This window comes from Mesorhizobium sp. M7A.F.Ca.MR.362.00.0.0, from assembly GCF_004023175.1.
Taxonomy (GTDB): Bacteria; Pseudomonadota; Alphaproteobacteria; order Rhizobiales; family Rhizobiaceae; genus Mesorhizobium.
On record NZ_RZTF01000136.1, the window covers coordinates 1 to 14873 of the forward strand.

General features: G+C 64.5%; 12 protein-coding genes and 1 pseudogene. 6 read left to right on the forward strand and 7 right to left on the reverse strand.

Features of this window, described 5'->3' with window-relative positions:
- From EOC06_RS17865 to EOC06_RS17875, 3 genes are all read left to right on the forward strand, one after another.
- Positions 1 to 429, forward strand: a 429-nt coding sequence (locus EOC06_RS17865; protein ID WP_128308394.1) for an LLM class flavin-dependent oxidoreductase, incomplete at its 5' end; no start/stop codon positions are given.
- Between the two features lie 251 nt (positions 430 to 680).
- Complete coding sequence (locus EOC06_RS17870; protein ID WP_127267668.1) at positions 681 to 1850, forward strand: AI-2E family transporter; 1170 nt, start codon at positions 681 to 683, stop codon at positions 1848 to 1850.
- A gap of 68 nt (positions 1851 to 1918) precedes the next feature.
- Entirely contained in the window at positions 1919 to 2920 is a 1002-nt protein-coding gene (locus EOC06_RS17875; RefSeq protein ID WP_128308395.1) for an LLM class flavin-dependent oxidoreductase, read from the forward strand.
- Positions 2921 to 2952: 32 nt separating this feature from the next.
- On the opposite strand, the gene EOC06_RS17880 is transcribed toward EOC06_RS17875, so the two are convergent.
- The gene (locus EOC06_RS17880; RefSeq protein ID WP_127267670.1) at positions 2953 to 3972 is read right to left on the reverse strand and encodes a LacI family DNA-binding transcriptional regulator; all 1020 of its coding nucleotides are present in this window, start codon (positions 3970 to 3972) and stop codon (positions 2953 to 2955) included.
- 220 nt (positions 3973 to 4192) lie between these two features.
- Here EOC06_RS17880 and EOC06_RS17885 point away from each other — a divergent pair, with 220 nt between their 5' ends.
- From EOC06_RS17885 to EOC06_RS17895, 3 genes are read left to right on the forward strand one after another with little or no spacing between them, the layout of a single operon-like run.
- Positions 4193 to 5776, forward strand: a complete 1584-nt coding sequence (locus tag EOC06_RS17885; RefSeq protein ID WP_128308396.1) for a sugar ABC transporter ATP-binding protein — start codon at positions 4193 to 4195, stop codon at positions 5774 to 5776.
- The gene (locus EOC06_RS17890; protein WP_127267672.1) at positions 5773 to 7089 is read left to right on the forward strand and encodes an ABC transporter permease; all 1317 of its coding nucleotides are present in this window, start codon (positions 5773 to 5775) and stop codon (positions 7087 to 7089) included. Before EOC06_RS17885 ends, EOC06_RS17890 begins: the two co-directional genes overlap by 4 nt.
- On the forward strand, positions 7086 to 8054 hold the full coding sequence (locus tag EOC06_RS17895) for a substrate-binding domain-containing protein (RefSeq protein ID WP_127267673.1): 969 nt from the start codon (positions 7086 to 7088) through the stop codon (positions 8052 to 8054). Before EOC06_RS17890 ends, EOC06_RS17895 begins: the two co-directional genes overlap by 4 nt.
- A gap of 40 nt (positions 8055 to 8094) precedes the next feature.
- Here EOC06_RS17895 and EOC06_RS17900 read toward each other — a convergent pair whose 3' ends face one another.
- The 6 genes and pseudogenes from EOC06_RS17900 to EOC06_RS17925 all read right to left on the reverse strand — a co-directional run.
- Positions 8095 to 8556, reverse strand: coding sequence for a MarR family winged helix-turn-helix transcriptional regulator (locus tag EOC06_RS17900; RefSeq protein WP_127328158.1), 462 nt, complete (start codon positions 8554 to 8556; stop codon positions 8095 to 8097).
- Positions 8553 to 9137: an amino acid synthesis family protein gene (locus tag EOC06_RS17905; RefSeq protein ID WP_128308397.1), complete on the reverse strand. Its 585-nt coding sequence runs from the start codon at positions 9135 to 9137 to the stop codon at positions 8553 to 8555. The genes EOC06_RS17900 and EOC06_RS17905 overlap by 4 nt, the downstream gene beginning before the upstream one ends.
- Positions 9130 to 10014, reverse strand: coding sequence for a UPF0280 family protein (locus EOC06_RS17910; RefSeq protein ID WP_128308398.1), 885 nt, complete (start codon positions 10012 to 10014; stop codon positions 9130 to 9132). Before EOC06_RS17910 ends, EOC06_RS17905 begins: the two co-directional genes overlap by 8 nt.
- Entirely contained in the window at positions 10014 to 11555 is a 1542-nt protein-coding gene (locus EOC06_RS17915; RefSeq protein ID WP_128308399.1) for a 6-hydroxynicotinate reductase, read from the reverse strand. The genes EOC06_RS17910 and EOC06_RS17915 overlap by 1 nt, the downstream gene beginning before the upstream one ends.
- Positions 11552 to 14386: a molybdopterin-dependent oxidoreductase gene (locus EOC06_RS17920; protein ID WP_128308400.1), complete on the reverse strand. Its 2835-nt coding sequence runs from the start codon at positions 14384 to 14386 to the stop codon at positions 11552 to 11554. The genes EOC06_RS17915 and EOC06_RS17920 overlap by 4 nt, the downstream gene beginning before the upstream one ends.
- Positions 14383 to 14873, reverse strand: a pseudogene (locus tag EOC06_RS17925) (xanthine dehydrogenase family protein subunit M); the annotation flags it as partial. The pseudogene EOC06_RS17925 and the gene EOC06_RS17920, both read right to left, overlap by 4 nt.

Sequence of the window (14873 nt, forward strand, 5' to 3'; positions counted from 1 at the left end):
GATCTCTACCGTGAGGCCGCCAAGCGCGCCGGCGGTGACCCGGCGGGCCTTGCCACCAGCATCAACGTGCACGGCTTCATCGCCGAGACGACCGAGCAGGCGGCCCACGATTTTTACGGCCCGCAGGCGGAGGTGATGAACCGCATCGGCCGCGAGCGCGGCTGGGGTCCGACATCCCAAGCGCATTTCGACCAGTCGCGCGGCCCGAACGGCGCGTTGTTCGTCGGCGGTCCCGAGCAAGTGGCCGAAAAAATCGTCGCCCAGCACAAGATCTTCGGCAATGACCGCTTCCTGCTGCAAATGGCGATCGGCACCATGCCGCATGCCAAGATCATGAAGGCGATCGAACTCTACGGCACCAGGGTGGCGCCGATCGTGCGCAAGGAAACAGCCAGGGCTGGCACAGCCGTCACCGCGCCGGCAGCCTGACGGAAATGTCGGCTGCTGGCTGCTGCAATTGAGAAGCCGGATTTTTCGTCCGCGTCGCCACGACATTGGGAAGAAAGCCAAATCTCTCTTCCAATGCCGTGAGTGCAGGCCTGGATGCTGCGGCGCGCTCTGATTTCCGGACCCGTGCAAACGGGCCTCATTCCGGAAGCCGGCTCATGGAACCTGCGCCCATAACTCTGCGTTCATGCAAGCAATAGCCGATCGCCGAGGGCGCCGGCTCGAGGGTGAGCATGAAAACCGAACCCGCTGCCTTGGGCCGCGCCATCGCCGACGAGTCGGATTCGCGCGTTGCGGCCCGCGCCGACACGCATCTGATGCGCTCGCTGCTCGTCGGCATTTTCCTGTTCATGGCCATCTATGCGCTCTACTTCGCTCGCGCTTTCTTCATGCCGGTCATTCTGGCTTTCCTGCTGGCGCTGACGCTGACGCCGATCGTTAGGCTCCTGCGCAGGCACGGCATCTCCGAAGTGGTTTCGGCGACCCTTCTGGTGCTGTTGTCGATCTGCATCTTTGCCAGCGTAGGCTACCTGCTCAGCGGACCGATCATCGACCTCATCAACAACACCTCTTCGATAGGCCAGCAACTTGCCGAACGGCTGGCGCAATTGCGCCGCCCACTCGAGAAGATCATGCAGATTTCGCATCAGATCGAACAGCTGACCCAGACGTCGCAGGAGCCGGGCATCCAGAGGGTGGCGATGGCGCAGTCCGGCATCCTGTCGGCGGCCGCCAGCAACATCCTGTCGGCCGGGACAGGCCTGACCATCATCTTCGTGCTATCGCTGTTCCTGCTCGCCTCCGGCACGATGTTTTATGAAAAGATCATCCAGTCCTTCGCCAGCCTCAGCGAAAAGAAACGGGCGCTGCGCGTCGTCTATGACGTCGAGCGCGAAATCTCGCACTATCTGCTCACCGTCACCATCATCAATGCCGGCCTCGGCACGGTCATCGCTCTCGGTCTGTGGGCGCTCGGCATGCCCAACCCGCTGGTCTGGGGAGCCGCCGCGGCGTTGCTCAACTTCTTGCCCTATGTCGGAGCGCTGATCACCATCGTGCTTGTCACGGTCATGGCGTTGATCAGCTTCGATACCATCTTCTACGCGCTTCTGGCGCCGGCCTTCGTGATCTTGTGCGACATCGTCGAAGGCCAGTTCGTGACGCCGATGGTGGTCGGCCGGCGTCTGGAGATCAACGCCGTGGCAATCTTGATCGCCATCGCCTTCTGGTCATGGTTGTGGGGCTTCGTCGGCGCCCTGATGGCGGTGCCGCTGCTGGTCGTCATCAAGGTATTCTGCGATCATTTCGACGGGCTCAGCCATGTCGGCAATTTTCTCGCCGCGCAGCACGCGGTTGTCGTCGAGGAGGACGACATCGCCGACCCCGAAGCTATCAAAGGCTGATCAATATTTTTGAATTTGCGGCGCCGCCGGATGCTTCCTACATGCGGTCCTGACACAGGATCCCATCCATGACCGCTCTTTCCGTTCTCGACCTGTCGCCGATCGTCGAAGGCAGCGATGCCTCGCAGTCGCTGGCCAACTCGCTCGTTCTTGCCCGCCATGCCGAGCGCTTGGGCTACAAGCGTTTCTGGCTGGCCGAGCATCACAACATGCCGGGTATCGCCAGCGCGGCCACAGCCGTCGTCATTGCCCATGTCGCCGGCGGAACCAAGACCATTCGTGTCGGCGCCGGCGGCATCATGCTGCCCAACCATTCGCCGCTGGTGATTGCCGAGCAGTTCGGCACGCTGGCCGCCTTGCATCCGGGCCGCATCGATCTCGGCATCGGCCGGGCGCCCGGCACCGACATGGGCACCGCCCGTGCCTTGCGCCGCAATCTCGAGGCCGGGGTCGACAATTTCCCTCAGGATGTCGTCGAGCTGATGGGCTATTTCCAGCCGGCCGAGGAAGGCCAGCGAATTCGCGCCGTGCCCGGCGAAGGCCAGAACGTGCCGGTCTGGATCCTCGGCTCCAGCCTCTACGGCGCGCAGCTCGCCGCCATGCTCGGCCTGCCCTACGCCTTCGCTTCGCATTTCGCGCCGGCGGAGCTGGATCACGCGCTGGATGTCTACCGCTCGCGCTTCCAGCCGTCCGAGCAGCTCGACAAGCCGCATGTCATGCTTGGCCTCAATGTCTTCGCCGCGCCCACCGATGCGGAGGCCCGTTTGTTGTTCACCTCGCTGCAACAGGCTTTCGTCAATCTGCGCACCGGTCGGGCCGGCCGGCTGCCGCCACCTGTCGAGAACTATGACCGCGATCTCGATCCGATGGCAAAGACAATGCTCGGCCAGGCATTGTCCTGCGCCGTCGTCGGCTCTCCGGAAACGGTGCGGCAAGGCCTCGATGCCTTCGTGCGCCGCACCGGTGCCGACGAGCTGATGGTCACCGCGCAGATTTTTGATCATGCGGCACGGGTGCGATCGTTCGAGATCCTGGCCGACGCGCACAAATCCCTGTCGCAGGCGGCCTGACAAATCCTGGTACGACTTACGCCGGGGGAAGGCTACGCGCTCACGCTCTGCGCAATCGCGCCGAGCGGACGGCATGAATTGCGGATCATCAGCCGGCCCTTGAGCAAAAGCTTGCGCGGCGGCGCGTCCCTGTTGCCGGCGAGACGGTCGAGAAGCAGATTGGCCGCCTGTTCGCCGATCGCCTGCACGGGCTGGGCCACCGTGGTCAACTGCGGCTGGAACACGTCGGACCATGGAAAGTCGTCGAAGCAGGCGACCGAAATATCTTCCGGGCAGGACAGGCCGATGTCGCGGATCGCCTTCATGGTGCCGATCACCATCGGATTGTTGGCCGAGAAGATCGCGCTTGGACGATCATGCGAGGAAAGCATCTGCATGGTTTCGTTATAGCCGTCGATCTCGTGGAAATTGCCGAAGCGGATCAGCTCCTCGGCGATCGGCAGGCCGGCGGCGTGAAGCGCCTCGCGATATCCCGCCATGCGGTCATGCATCGGCGAGATGTCCGAGGTGCCGGTGATGTAACCGATGCGCCGGTGGCCGAGATTGATCAGATAGGTGATGGCGTCGAACACCGCGCGCTGGTTGTCCAGCACCACGGCATCGGTGTCGATGCCTTTGCAGATACGATCGAGCAGCACGACCGGCACGTTGGCGTCGTCGACGATCCGCTTGAGGATCGCGCCGTCGCCGACGCGCGCCACGATCAGCCCGTCGACCATGCGGTCGAGCAGCAGCCTGATCTGGTCGTCCTGGGTGTTCAAATCCTCGTCCGTGCAGCACAGCATGACGGCATAGCCGGCCCGGTCGAAGGCCTGCTGGATGACCGAGACGACATCGGTGAAGAACGGGTTGGTGATGTGCGGCACGGTCAGTCCGATGGTGCGGGTCGTGCCCATCTTCAGGCTGCGGGCGATCGCGTTGCGCTTGTAGCCGATATCGCGGATTGCCTGCTCGATGCGCTGGCTAAGCTCCGGGCTGACCGTCGCCGTGCCATTGATCAGCGCCGAAACGGTGGCGACAGAAACACGCGCCGCTTCAGCCACATGAAGCATGGTGGGCGCGGTGGATTTGCGGTGTCTTTTTTGCCCTGACGCTGTCATTTTCGAAACGTTTCGCCACCTTTGCTGGCCAATACGTACGGAATCCTGTCCTTTTTAGCAAGAATCGAATTGCACCAAACGTCCGGCACCTTATATCGGCTTGACATGATCGAAACGTTTAGATTAGCGTTTGCGGGAAGTTGACGACGACGGAAGGGAGGCCGCCATTGTCATGCAAGAGAGCAATTGCCTGTCCCCGCAGCACGGTGCGGCCGATCGGTCGCACATCGTTCTGAGTGCCGAGCGCATTTCCAAGAGCTTCGGCGGCATCGCCGCGCTTGTCGATGTCGGCTTTGAGCTGCGTCGCGGCGAGGTTCATGCCTTGATGGGCGAGAACGGCGCCGGCAAGTCGACGCTGATGAAAATCCTCTCCGGCGTCTATACCGGTTATGACGGCACGGTGAGCGTCGATGGCCGCCCCGTCAGCTTCGCCGGCGTGCGCGACGCCGAGGATGCCGGCATCGCCATCATTCATCAGGAACTCAACCTGGTGCCCGAGCTCAGCGTCGCCGACAACATCTTCCTCGGCCGCGAGAAGCTGATCGCCGGGCTGATCGTCGACCGCAAGGCGAGCAGCCGCGCGGCAGGTGCTTTGTTGCAGCGGCTCGGCATCGAACTCGATCCGCAAGCCCGCGTCGGCGCCCTGCGTGTCGGCGAGCAGCAACTGGTCGAGATCGCCAAGGCTCTGTCGATGTCGGCACGCATCCTGATCATGGACGAGCCGACCTCGGCGCTTTCGCCGGCCGAATGCCAGCGGCTGTTCCGCATCATCCGCCAGCTTGCCGACAGCGGCGTCGCCATCGTCTACATCTCGCACCGCATCGACGAGGTCATGCATCTGGCCGGCCGCGTCACCGTGTTTCGCGACGGCCGCCATGTGCTGACCGAGCCGATGGCCAGGCTCGACGAAGATACGATCATTTCGGCGATGGTCGGCCGCAACCTGCTCGCTTCCTCCGAGGAAGAGCGCAACACCAGCGGCATGACCGTGCTTTCGGTCGAAAACCTGTCGCTGTCGAAGCCCGATGCGCATGGTTGGCGCACGGTGATCGACGGCGTCGGCTTCGATCTTGCCGCCGGAGAAATCCTCGGCATTGGCGGGCTGCTGGGTTCGGGCCGCACCGAGATCCTGGAAGCGATCTTCGGCTCGAGCAATGGCCGCACCGGCGGCGAAATCCGTATTGACGGCCATCCCGTGGACATCCGTTCGCCGCGCGATGCGAGGCGGCTGGGCATTGCGCTGGTGACCGAGGACCGCAAGACGCAAGGGCTGCATCTGCAGGCTTCGATCGCGGACAATGTCGCGCTGCCGCTGGTCGGCTCGCTGGCCCGCTTCGGCATCCGCTCGCTGGCCGGCGAGCAGGGGCTGGCGCGGCAGGCGGTCAAGGCCCTCGGCATCCGCTGCCGGGACATCGACCAGCCCGCCGGGACGCTGTCGGGCGGCAACCAGCAGAAAGTTGTCATCGGCAAATGGCTGGCGACGAAGCCGAGGGTGCTGTTGCTCGACGAGCCGACGCGCGGCATCGATGTCGGCGCCAAACGCGAGATCTACGACCTGATCTTCAAGCTGGCGCGCGACGGTCTCGCCATCGCCGTCATCAGCTCCGAACTGCCGGAGCTGCTGCACCTCTCCGACCGCATCCTGGTGATGGCCGATGGCCGCCAGACAGGCATTCTTTCCCGCGACGCGGCCAGTGAGGAGGCCATCATGCGCCTCGCCGCCCCGCGCCGGACCATATCGAGACCAGCCGCATGACCGTTTTGAAACTCCTGTCCCGGACCAAGCTCTATTGGGGCCTGATCGCCATCTTCCTGATCGGTGTCCTGGGCTCGCCGATGAGCTCGAAGGGCAACAACATCTTCCTCTCCTACGGCAATCTGCTCGATGTGCTGCGCCAGGTGTCGACCACCGGCCTGATCGCCACTGGCATGACGGCTGTCATCATCACCGGCGGCATCGATCTCTCCGTCGGCTCGCTAATGGCCATCTGCTCGGTGGTCTGCGCCATGCTGCTGACGGTTCCAGGCGTGACGCCGGGCGTCGTGCTGGGCGTGCCAACCGTCGCCCTGGTGGCGCTTTGCCTCGGTTTCGTCGTCACCCGTTTCATTTTCCAGAACCTGGCAAAATCCCGTGCCGGCGCCGACCTCCTCCGTGAGATCAAGCTGGACGGGATTCGCGGCCTGGTCACGCCCGCCGTCGTCGGCGTGGTCCTGTGCTGCCTGTCGCTGTGGTTTCTGCTGCCGCAGATCGAGCCGAAATTCGGTGTGCTCGGCGTGCTGCTGGTGGCGCCGTGCGTTGGTTTGCTGTTCGGCGCGCTCAACGGCTTCATCATCGTTGCCGGGCGGCTGCAGCCCTTCATCGTCACCCTGGCGATGATGGTGACGGCGCTCGGCATCGCACGGTTGACCGCCGGCCAGAACAATGCGGTGCTGCCGGTCTATACCGGCTCCAACGCGACCGCCGATTTCGAGATCCTGCGCTCGCTGGTGTTCGGCATCATCCCGATGCCGGGCCTGTTCTTCCTCAGCGCCATCCTGATCTATGGCGCGGTGCTGCGCTTCACGCCGTTCGGCCGTTACGTCTACGCCATCGGCGGCAACGAGGAGGCGGCGCGCCTCTCCGGCATCGCCGCCGGCCGCGTCAAGATCGCAACCTATGCCGTCTCGGGGCTGCTCGCCGGCATCGCCGCCGTGCTCTATGTCGCACAGTACCGGCAAGGCAAGCCGGATGCCGGCGCCGGGCTGGAGCTCGACGCCATCGCCGCCGTGGTCATCGGCGGCACCAGCCTGATGGGCGGGCGCGGCAGCCTCACCGGCACGTTCTGCGGCGTGCTGATCTTCGGTCTGCTCTCCAACATCCTGCAGCTCCACAACATCAATTCGAACCTTCAGCTGGTGCTGAAGGGGATGATCATCATCGGCACCGTGCTCGTGCAGGAGCGCAATGCCGGTGATCTCCTGGCCTATCTGCGCCTGCCCGGCGGGCAATCGGCGCACAAGGAAACGGCCGCGGCAAAGCGGCCGTCGCAAGAGACACCGTCTCTCAATCTCGGAGGAAACAAAAAATGAAACGACGTGACATGCTGAAGCTTGCCGCCGTGACCGCGGCACTGCTGACCACCACCGCGCTTCTGACCACCGGCAATGCCTTCGCCCAGGACAAGAAGTGGAAGATCGGCTTCTCGCAGGTGACGACCATCGAGCCCTGGCGCGCGCAGTTCAACAAGGACATTCTGGCCGAAGCCGCCAAGCATCCCGAGGTCGAACTGATCATCACCGACGGCGAGGACAAGACCGAAAAGCAGGTCGCCGATGTCGAGAACCTGATCCGCCAGGAAGTCGATGCGCTGTTGGTGTCGCCGAAGGAATCGGCCGGCCTGACCGGCGTCGTGCAGCAGGCGATCGATGCCAAGATCCCGGTCTTCGTGCTCGACCGCAATGTCGAGACCAAGGACTACACGCAGTTCGTCGGTGGCGACAACGCGCTGATCGGCCGCGCGGCCGGCGAATATGCCGTCGAACTGCTTGGCGGCAAGGGCAAGGCTGCAGGCAACGTCGTCGAGATCTGGGGCGGCATGGGCACCCAGCCGGCGCATGACCGCCACGACGGCTTCCACGAATTCACCGACAAGGAGCCGGGCATCAAATATCTGCTCGACCAGCAATCGGGCGACTGGAAGCAGGATCAGGCCTACAATCTGATGGCCAACGCGCTGAAGAGCAACGAGAAGATCGATCTCGTTTACGGCCACAACGACCCGATGGCCTATGGTGCCTATCTCGCCGCCAAGGATGTCGGCCGCGAAAAGGACATCAAGTTCATTGGTATCGACGGCCTGCCCAACGAAGGCGTGCAGATGGTCAACAAGGGCGAGCTGACGGCAACCTTCACCTATGTCACTCCCGGTGCCGAAGGCCTGCGCCAGGCGATCAAGTTCCTCAACGGCGAGAAGGTCGAAAAGACCATCACTCTGCCGACCGAGAAGATCACCAAGGAAAACGCTGCCCAGGTGCTGAAGGACAACGGCCTCTGAGCCAAGCTTCCTGCCGGGTGCCTTTTTGGCGCCCGGCGGTCTAAGCCAGCTTCACCAGCAGCTTCATGAAGGTGGCGATCTCCTTGGCGGAGAGCGGCGCCAGCGTTTCCTGGGTGATCTCGCGCGCCAGCGGGATCAGGCGGTCAATGGCATCGCGGCCTGCCGCGGTCAGATTGACCAGCAGCCGTCTCTTGTCGACCTCGTGCCTGGAAAGCTCGACCAGGCCGCGCGCCTTCAGCCGGTCGATGACGCCCTTCACCGTCGCCGCATCCATCGCGATCAGCGTGCCGAGCTGGTTCTGCGAGGTCTCGCCGACGTCACGCAGCTTGGCCAACGCCGCGAATTGCGGCGGCGTCAGATCGCCGATATGCGCGGCAAAGATCGCGACATGGCGCTGATGCGCCTTGCGCAGGATGAAGCCGACCTGCTCCTGCAGCAGGTAATCCTGGTCGTCCGGGGTCTCGACCTCGACCAGCTTGAGCAGATTGTCCTCGCCGCTCACCGCAAGCCATCCCAGGCTTTGATGTCATCGGCCGCGAGACCACCCATGCGATTGTGGATGCGCGGGCCACAGGTCATGGCGAGGCAGAACAGGATTTCGTCCGGGCGCGGACCATCGCTGATGCCGACTTCCATGGCGTCGAAATGGCTGCGCACATAGGCGGCGTTGATGTGGCCGAGCGGTACATCGAGCTTTGAACCGAACGCGCCGACCTTCTTGGCCGACGGCACGATCGCCTTGGCGTCGCCGAGCCGTTCGCGCATGGCGTAGCCGCCGGGCACATGCCACAGCGCACCGTGCTCCAACTCGCCCGCCGTGCCGACAATGGCGCCCTTGCCGTAGCCGTCGATCTGCTTGACGTCGCCGCCGAGCGCCGCGATCAGCCGGTCGGCGAGCAACAGGCCGAGCGGCTTCAGATCGTTCATGGCGCTCTGCAAGTCTTCGACATAGCGCCCGGCGAACGGGTTTTTCACCAGGGCCATGGCGGCGGCGCGGCGGCGCGGCACCTGGGCCACCGGCCCGCCCTCGTGAAAAATCTCTTCGGTCAGCACCGCGATTTTGCGGATCGAAAACTCAGGCATGGGCAACTTCCTCCCTCGAACTTTTGTTGGGCGCTGCAAGCGCGACCGAGCCACTGATGCGGATCTCACCGCCAAGAAACAGCGCCGATGCGGCAATCAGGCCGCGCCGGCGAAAATCTTCGGCGACGGCAAGGCCATTGTCCAGCGCCCGCGCCACTTCGCCAAGGCCAAGCGTGCCGACACCATGTGTCACCAGGCGCGCGCCGAGATCGCTGTCGGGCGACAGTTCATGTGCTGGAATGCGCTTGATGGCCGGATTGCCGGGCAGGTCCACCGCGTTGGCAATGAGGGTCGCTGCCGCATCGGCCTCGGCACCGGTCCGCGCCAGCACGGTGACGGCGTCGGCAATGCCAAGCGAGAAGGAGCGGCCGCGCCAGCCGCTGGTGGCAACGCCGCGAACGCCATCTTCCGCGCGGATCGTGATCCGGTCCGCCATGCCGTTGCCGGTGCCGGCGACCGCCAGACCCATCGACTGGCCCTTGCCGATATGGAGCGCGCAGTCGCCTCCATTATTGACATAGGCGCGCTCGAGCTTGCGACCGGCAAGCAATGCGGCGAGCATTTCGTCGGCTACCGATCCTGCGACCGCGGCCATCGGAGTTATGAAGCATTCCGCCAGGGGCATGACGGCTGTTTCCATGCGGCGCGCCGTCGAGCCCGCGAAGGTGCGCGGCGCGAGGAAAAACGTCGGGAGCCGCAATTCGGGGAGCTCCTCGACCAGCTCCATCAGGATCGTCTGGAACCGCGCTACGGCCTGTTCATAGGCTTGGCGGCATTCTTCCGCCTCACCAAAAACCTCGACGATCAGGTCGATCGGCCCGTGGTTGAGATGCAGCCGCTTGCCGTCCTGCAGCCAGTGGGCTTGCGGGCCTTGCATCACCCGGCCCCGTCCGAGCCGGCACGACGTAGCTGCGCGAGTGGCGGCCATGGATTGGTGGCTTCGGCGCCTGTGCCGCGGCGCGGATTGAGGTACTCACCGCCTTTTGCGACAATATCCTCGACGCTGCGGATCTCGGCCTCGTACCCGCCGAGCCTGACATAGTCGTCGCGGCGCAGCGTGAATTCGATAGGCGCCACCAGCGCCGGCGTCGGCACATAGCCGAAGGCACCCTCAGGCACTCTGGTGACATCGACCATCAGCGTGATGCCGCCGCCCGGCCAGACATAGACCGGCGCGCCGCCGACCGTGACATAGGTGGTCAGGCCCTGAACCGAGCGGGTGAGGTTGACCGGGTTTTCGGTGACGCCGGCCCGCAGCGAGCCGCCGGCGCCGCCGATGAACAGCACTGTGCACAAAGCTGGCTCGCAATTGTCCTCGATCAGCCCGACCGACTTCTGCAGCCGTTCGGGGAAAGGTTTTTGCACCGGTTTCAGTTCGTCGTCGAGTTCGTAATAGGCGAACTGTTCCCCGGTGGTCGACACCATCAGCAGCGACAGCCCCGGCCGCGCGCCTTTCTTGGCGTTCCACTCTCCGAGGATCGACAGCGGGTCTGAAATGCTGGTGCCGCCCCAGCCAAGCCCGGGTTCGGAGACCTTGAAATAGCGGCCCGGCGTCGAACGGCGGCCGATGATTTTTATCCCGGTATCCTGCCAGCCCAGCACCTTGCCGGCCTGATGCTCGGAAACGACGCCGGTGATGTGGTCGTCGACCACCACCACCTCGTCGACAAGGCCGCGCCATTGCGTGGCGAACATGCCGATGGTGGCCGAGCCGCAGCCGACGCGCATTCGGTGTTCCTGCTTGCCGTCGATGACAGGTGCTTTGCCGGCTTCGACTATGATGGTGGCGCCGCCGTCGATGGCCAGTTCCACCGGCTTGCGGTTGCACAGATTGAGCAGCGCGTCACAGGTGGCGCGTCCCTCGGCCTTGGAGCCGCCGGTCAGATGGTGCACACCGCCCAGCGACAGCATCTGCGAGCCATACTCGCCCGTCGTGACATGGCCGATCGCTTCGCCGGCTGCGCGGACTATTGCCGTCTCGGGACCGAGGTGACGGTCGGTATCGATCTTCACCTTGACGCCGCAATAGGAGAAGATGCCCTCGGTGACGACGGTGACGAGATCGACGCCTTCGACCTCCTGGCTGACGATGAAGGGGGCCGGCTTGTAGTCGGGATAGGTGGTGCCGGCGCCGATTGCGGTGACGAAGCGGCGGCCGGTGTTGACCAGTTCGCCATCCCATGCCTCGCCCTCGGCGACGAACGGCACGATCGCCGCGCCGGTCTCGGCCGCATGATCGAGGATGGTCAGCGGATCCATCCGCACGATCCTGCCGCCGACATTTCCGTAGCGGTCGCAGGCGCCGGTGCGCCCGTCAGCGATGTAGCACATCACCGGACAGGCATCGCAGCGGATCTTCTCCGCCACCAGCTTCTCGCCGGGATCATGGGTCTCGAAGCGTTCGGCAAGCTCGCTCATCGGCGTGCCTCCTTTTCGCGGATGCCATCTTTTTCGCGGATGCCAGCGCGGATACGCGTCGGCGTCGCCGGAATCTTGGTGACCAGCACGCCGGTGGCGTGGCGGATGGCGTTGAGGATCGCCGGCGCCGTCGGGATCAGCACGTGCTCGCCCAAACCCTTGGCACCAAAGGGTCCTTCCGGATCCGGAACTTCTATCAGGATGGTTTCGATCGGCGGCACGTCGCCAATGGTCGGGATGAGATAATCGTGCAAATTCTCGGTGCGGCCGGGGATATACTCTTCCATCAGCGCCATGCCGATGCCTTGCGCAATGCCGCCTTCGATCTGGCCCTCGGCCAGCAGCGGGTTGATCGCCTTGCCGACATCATGCGCGGCGGTGATTTTCAGCAGCTTCACCGTGCCGAGCTTGAGGTCGACCTCCAATTCGGCGATCTGCGCGCCATAGCCGTAGACGGCGTAGGGTTTGCCCTGGCCCTTGGCGTCGAGGGGCAGCGTCGGCGGGTCGTAGGTCTCCTCGGCGCGAAAGACGAAGCCTTCGGCATCCACGTCCAATGTGGTGAGATCGATGCGGCGGGTGGCTTCTCCCTCGCGGATGACGATCGCCGAACCGTCCAGTTGCAGAGCGGCTTTTTCCGAAACATTGGCGAAGCGCAGGATCTTTTCGCGCAAGGCGCGGCCAGCCTTTTCGGCCGCCTTGCCGGTGACGAAGGTCTGGCGCGAGGCCGAGGTCTTGCCGGCGTCGGGGGTGATGGCTGTATCGGCGCTCTTCAACTGAAATTTCTCAAGCGGCAGGCCGAGCGCGTCGGCGCATATCTGGGCGATGACCGTGTTCGAACCCTGGCCGATATCGACAGCGCCCTGGTGCAGGATGACCGTGCCGTCAGCCGCGATGCCGACCCGGATGGTCGACGGGTTGGGCAGCGAGGTGTTGCCGCAGCCATACCAGCAGGACGCGATGCCAACACCGCGCTTTCTATCCCTGCTGGCGCTGTTGAATGCATCCGCATCAGCCGTTGCGCGCACCCAGTGCGGCTGCAGCGATTCGAGGCATTCGGCAATGCCGACGCCGGACTCCAGAAGCTGCCCGGTAACCGTTTCGGATCCGTTACGAAGGCAGTTCTTCAAGCGAAAATCGAGCCGGTCCATGCCGAGCTTGCCGGCTAGCTCGTCATACAGCGTCTCCTGCATGATCGTCGCCTGCGGCACGCCGAAGCCGCGGAAGGCGCCGGAGATCGGCCCATGCGTGTGGATGGCGCGGCCTTCGGCGCGGTAATTCGGCGTCGCGTAGGGTCCGGAGGCGTGCACCGGCACGCGGTTGGCCACGGTAGGGCCCCAGCTTGCATAGGCGCCGGTGTTGAAGTCACCGTCGAAGATCATGCCGGTGACAAGGCCGTCGGCATCGGCGCCGATGGTCGCTTTCATCTCGGCCGGATGGCGCTTGGTGGTCGAGATCATCGATTCGGTGCGAGTGTAGGCAAGTGCCGCCGGCCGCCCCGTCTTCATGGCCACAAGGCCGATCAGCGGCTGCAGCGAAACGTCGAGCTTGGAGCCAAAACCGCCACCGGTCGCGGTCGGCACGATGCGCACCTTGTCGACGGTTAGGCCGAGCACCTTCGCCGTCTCGTCGCGGTCCATGTAGGGCGCCTGGGTGCAGGCGACGACCACCAGCGTGTCGCCGTCCAGATAGGCATAGCCGGCTTCCGGTTCGATATAGGCGTGCTCGACATAGGAGGTGTCGATGGCGCCGGACACGGTGAACGCAGCGCCGGCAAGCGCCATTTCGGGGTCGCCTCGCTCGACCAGGCCGGAGGTGAGCAGGTTCGCCGGCCGACTTTCATGGATCAGCGCAGCACCCTCAGCCTGCGCCTCAGTAGGTTGCAGAAAATGCGGCAGCTCGCTCCAGCGGACAGGAAAACCCGACAAATCGAGATCGAGGATCGCCTCGCGCTCGCCGGCAACCAGCGCCACCGCCTCGCCGCGAAGCCGCGCAAACCCTTCGGCCAGAGCCGGCTGGTCGGCGAACGGGCCGATAGCGCCGAAACAGTTTTTTCCGGGAATGTCGGCGGCTGTGAAGACACCGGCTATGCCGGGATGCGCCTTCGTCCAGCCGTCGAGGTCGCCAAAGGCGAAGCTGGCGTGATAGTGCGGCGAGCGGACCACCAGCACGGCCAGCGCATTGGCGGGGAAGGAATCGCCGCCGAATTTTTCACCGCCAGTAACCTTCGGCACGCCGTCGAGCCGGATGGGCGAGGAGCCGATTGCTTGGCCTGATTGAGGCAAGCGGAAATCAAGGCTTGTTGCCTGCAGGGAGGCATCCATCACCGCCGCGATGATCTTACGGTAGCCGGTGCAGCGGCAGAGAATACCGCCCAGTGCGTCCTGCACCTCCACCTCGGTCGGGCTTGGCTGTCTGTCCAGCAATGCGGTTGCAGCGACAAGCAGCGCCGGCGTGCAGATGCCGCATTGCGCCGCGCCATGGGCGAGGAATGACGCCTGCAGCGCCGACAGCCGGCCATTGGCGAGGCCTTCGACTGACGTCACCGACGTCCCGGCGGCGGAAGCCGCTGACATCAGGCAGGCGCAGACGGGATCGCCGTCGACCAGCACCGTGCAAGCGCCGCAGTCACCGGCATCGCAGCCGACCTTGGTGCCGGTCAGCCCCAATTCATCGCGCAGCACCAGGGACAGCCGGCGCAGCGGCGGCACATTGACCGAGACGGCGGTGCCATTGACCTCGAAGGCGATGTCAGCGCGCTCCGGGCCGAAGCCAGGCTGGACGTTGCCGAGATCGGACAGAGCTTCACGCACTTCAGGTTGAACTTGGCTCATGCCGCCGCCACCTCGTCATCGGTCGTCCGTCTCACAGCCGCAAGCACGGCGCGGGCAACGATTTCGCGCACCGCATCGAGCCGGTATTCGGCGCTGCCGCGCACATCGGCGATCGGTGACAGTTCGCTCATCGGCGCGGCCAGGACCGCGTCGGCAAGTCCGCCGTCCACCGGCAGTCCGCGCAGCGCGGCTTCGACGCCGGCCAGCCGCTTGGCCACCACCGAGCAGGATCCGGCGGCGACGGCGGCGTCGTTGACGATGCCATCCTCGACGACCAGACGCGCCGCCACCATGGCGATGGAAATGACGAGATAACGGCGCGCGCCGAGCTTGACGAAAGCCGACGTGCCGCTGGGCTTCGGCACGCGGATGGCCGTGACCATCTCACCGGGCAGCAGAGCGGTTCGGCGGTTGCCGAGAATGAAGTCCTGCAACGGCAGATGGCCGCGTCGCGGCCACCGAGCGCAGCTCGACCTCGGCATCGAGG

Excerpts from the sequence above, each read along its gene's own strand:
- EOC06_RS17870 (WP_127267668.1), top strand. The coding sequence starts at position 681 with ATGAAAACCGAACCCGCTGCCTTGGGCCGCGCCATCGCCGACGAGTCG.
- EOC06_RS17875 (WP_128308395.1), top strand. The coding sequence starts at position 1,919 with ATGACCGCTCTTTCCGTTCTCGACCTGTCGCCGATCGTCGAAGGCAGC.
- EOC06_RS17880 (WP_127267670.1), bottom strand. The coding sequence starts at position 3,972 with ATGCTTCATGTGGCTGAAGCGGCGCGTGTTTCTGTCGCCACCGTTTCG.
- EOC06_RS17885 (WP_128308396.1), top strand. The coding sequence starts at position 4,193 with ATGCAAGAGAGCAATTGCCTGTCCCCGCAGCACGGTGCGGCCGATCGG.
- EOC06_RS17890 (WP_127267672.1), top strand. The coding sequence starts at position 5,773 with ATGACCGTTTTGAAACTCCTGTCCCGGACCAAGCTCTATTGGGGCCTG.
- EOC06_RS17895 (WP_127267673.1), top strand. The coding sequence starts at position 7,086 with ATGAAACGACGTGACATGCTGAAGCTTGCCGCCGTGACCGCGGCACTG.
- EOC06_RS17905 (WP_128308397.1), bottom strand. The coding sequence starts at position 9,137 with ATGCCTGAGTTTTCGATCCGCAAAATCGCGGTGCTGACCGAAGAGATT.
- EOC06_RS17910 (WP_128308398.1), bottom strand. The coding sequence starts at position 10,014 with ATGCAAGGCCCGCAAGCCCACTGGCTGCAGGACGGCAAGCGGCTGCAT.
- EOC06_RS17915 (WP_128308399.1), bottom strand. The coding sequence starts at position 11,555 with ATGAGCGAGCTTGCCGAACGCTTCGAGACCCATGATCCCGGCGAGAAG.
- EOC06_RS17920 (WP_128308400.1), bottom strand. The coding sequence starts at position 14,386 with ATGAGCCAAGTTCAACCTGAAGTGCGTGAAGCTCTGTCCGATCTCGGC.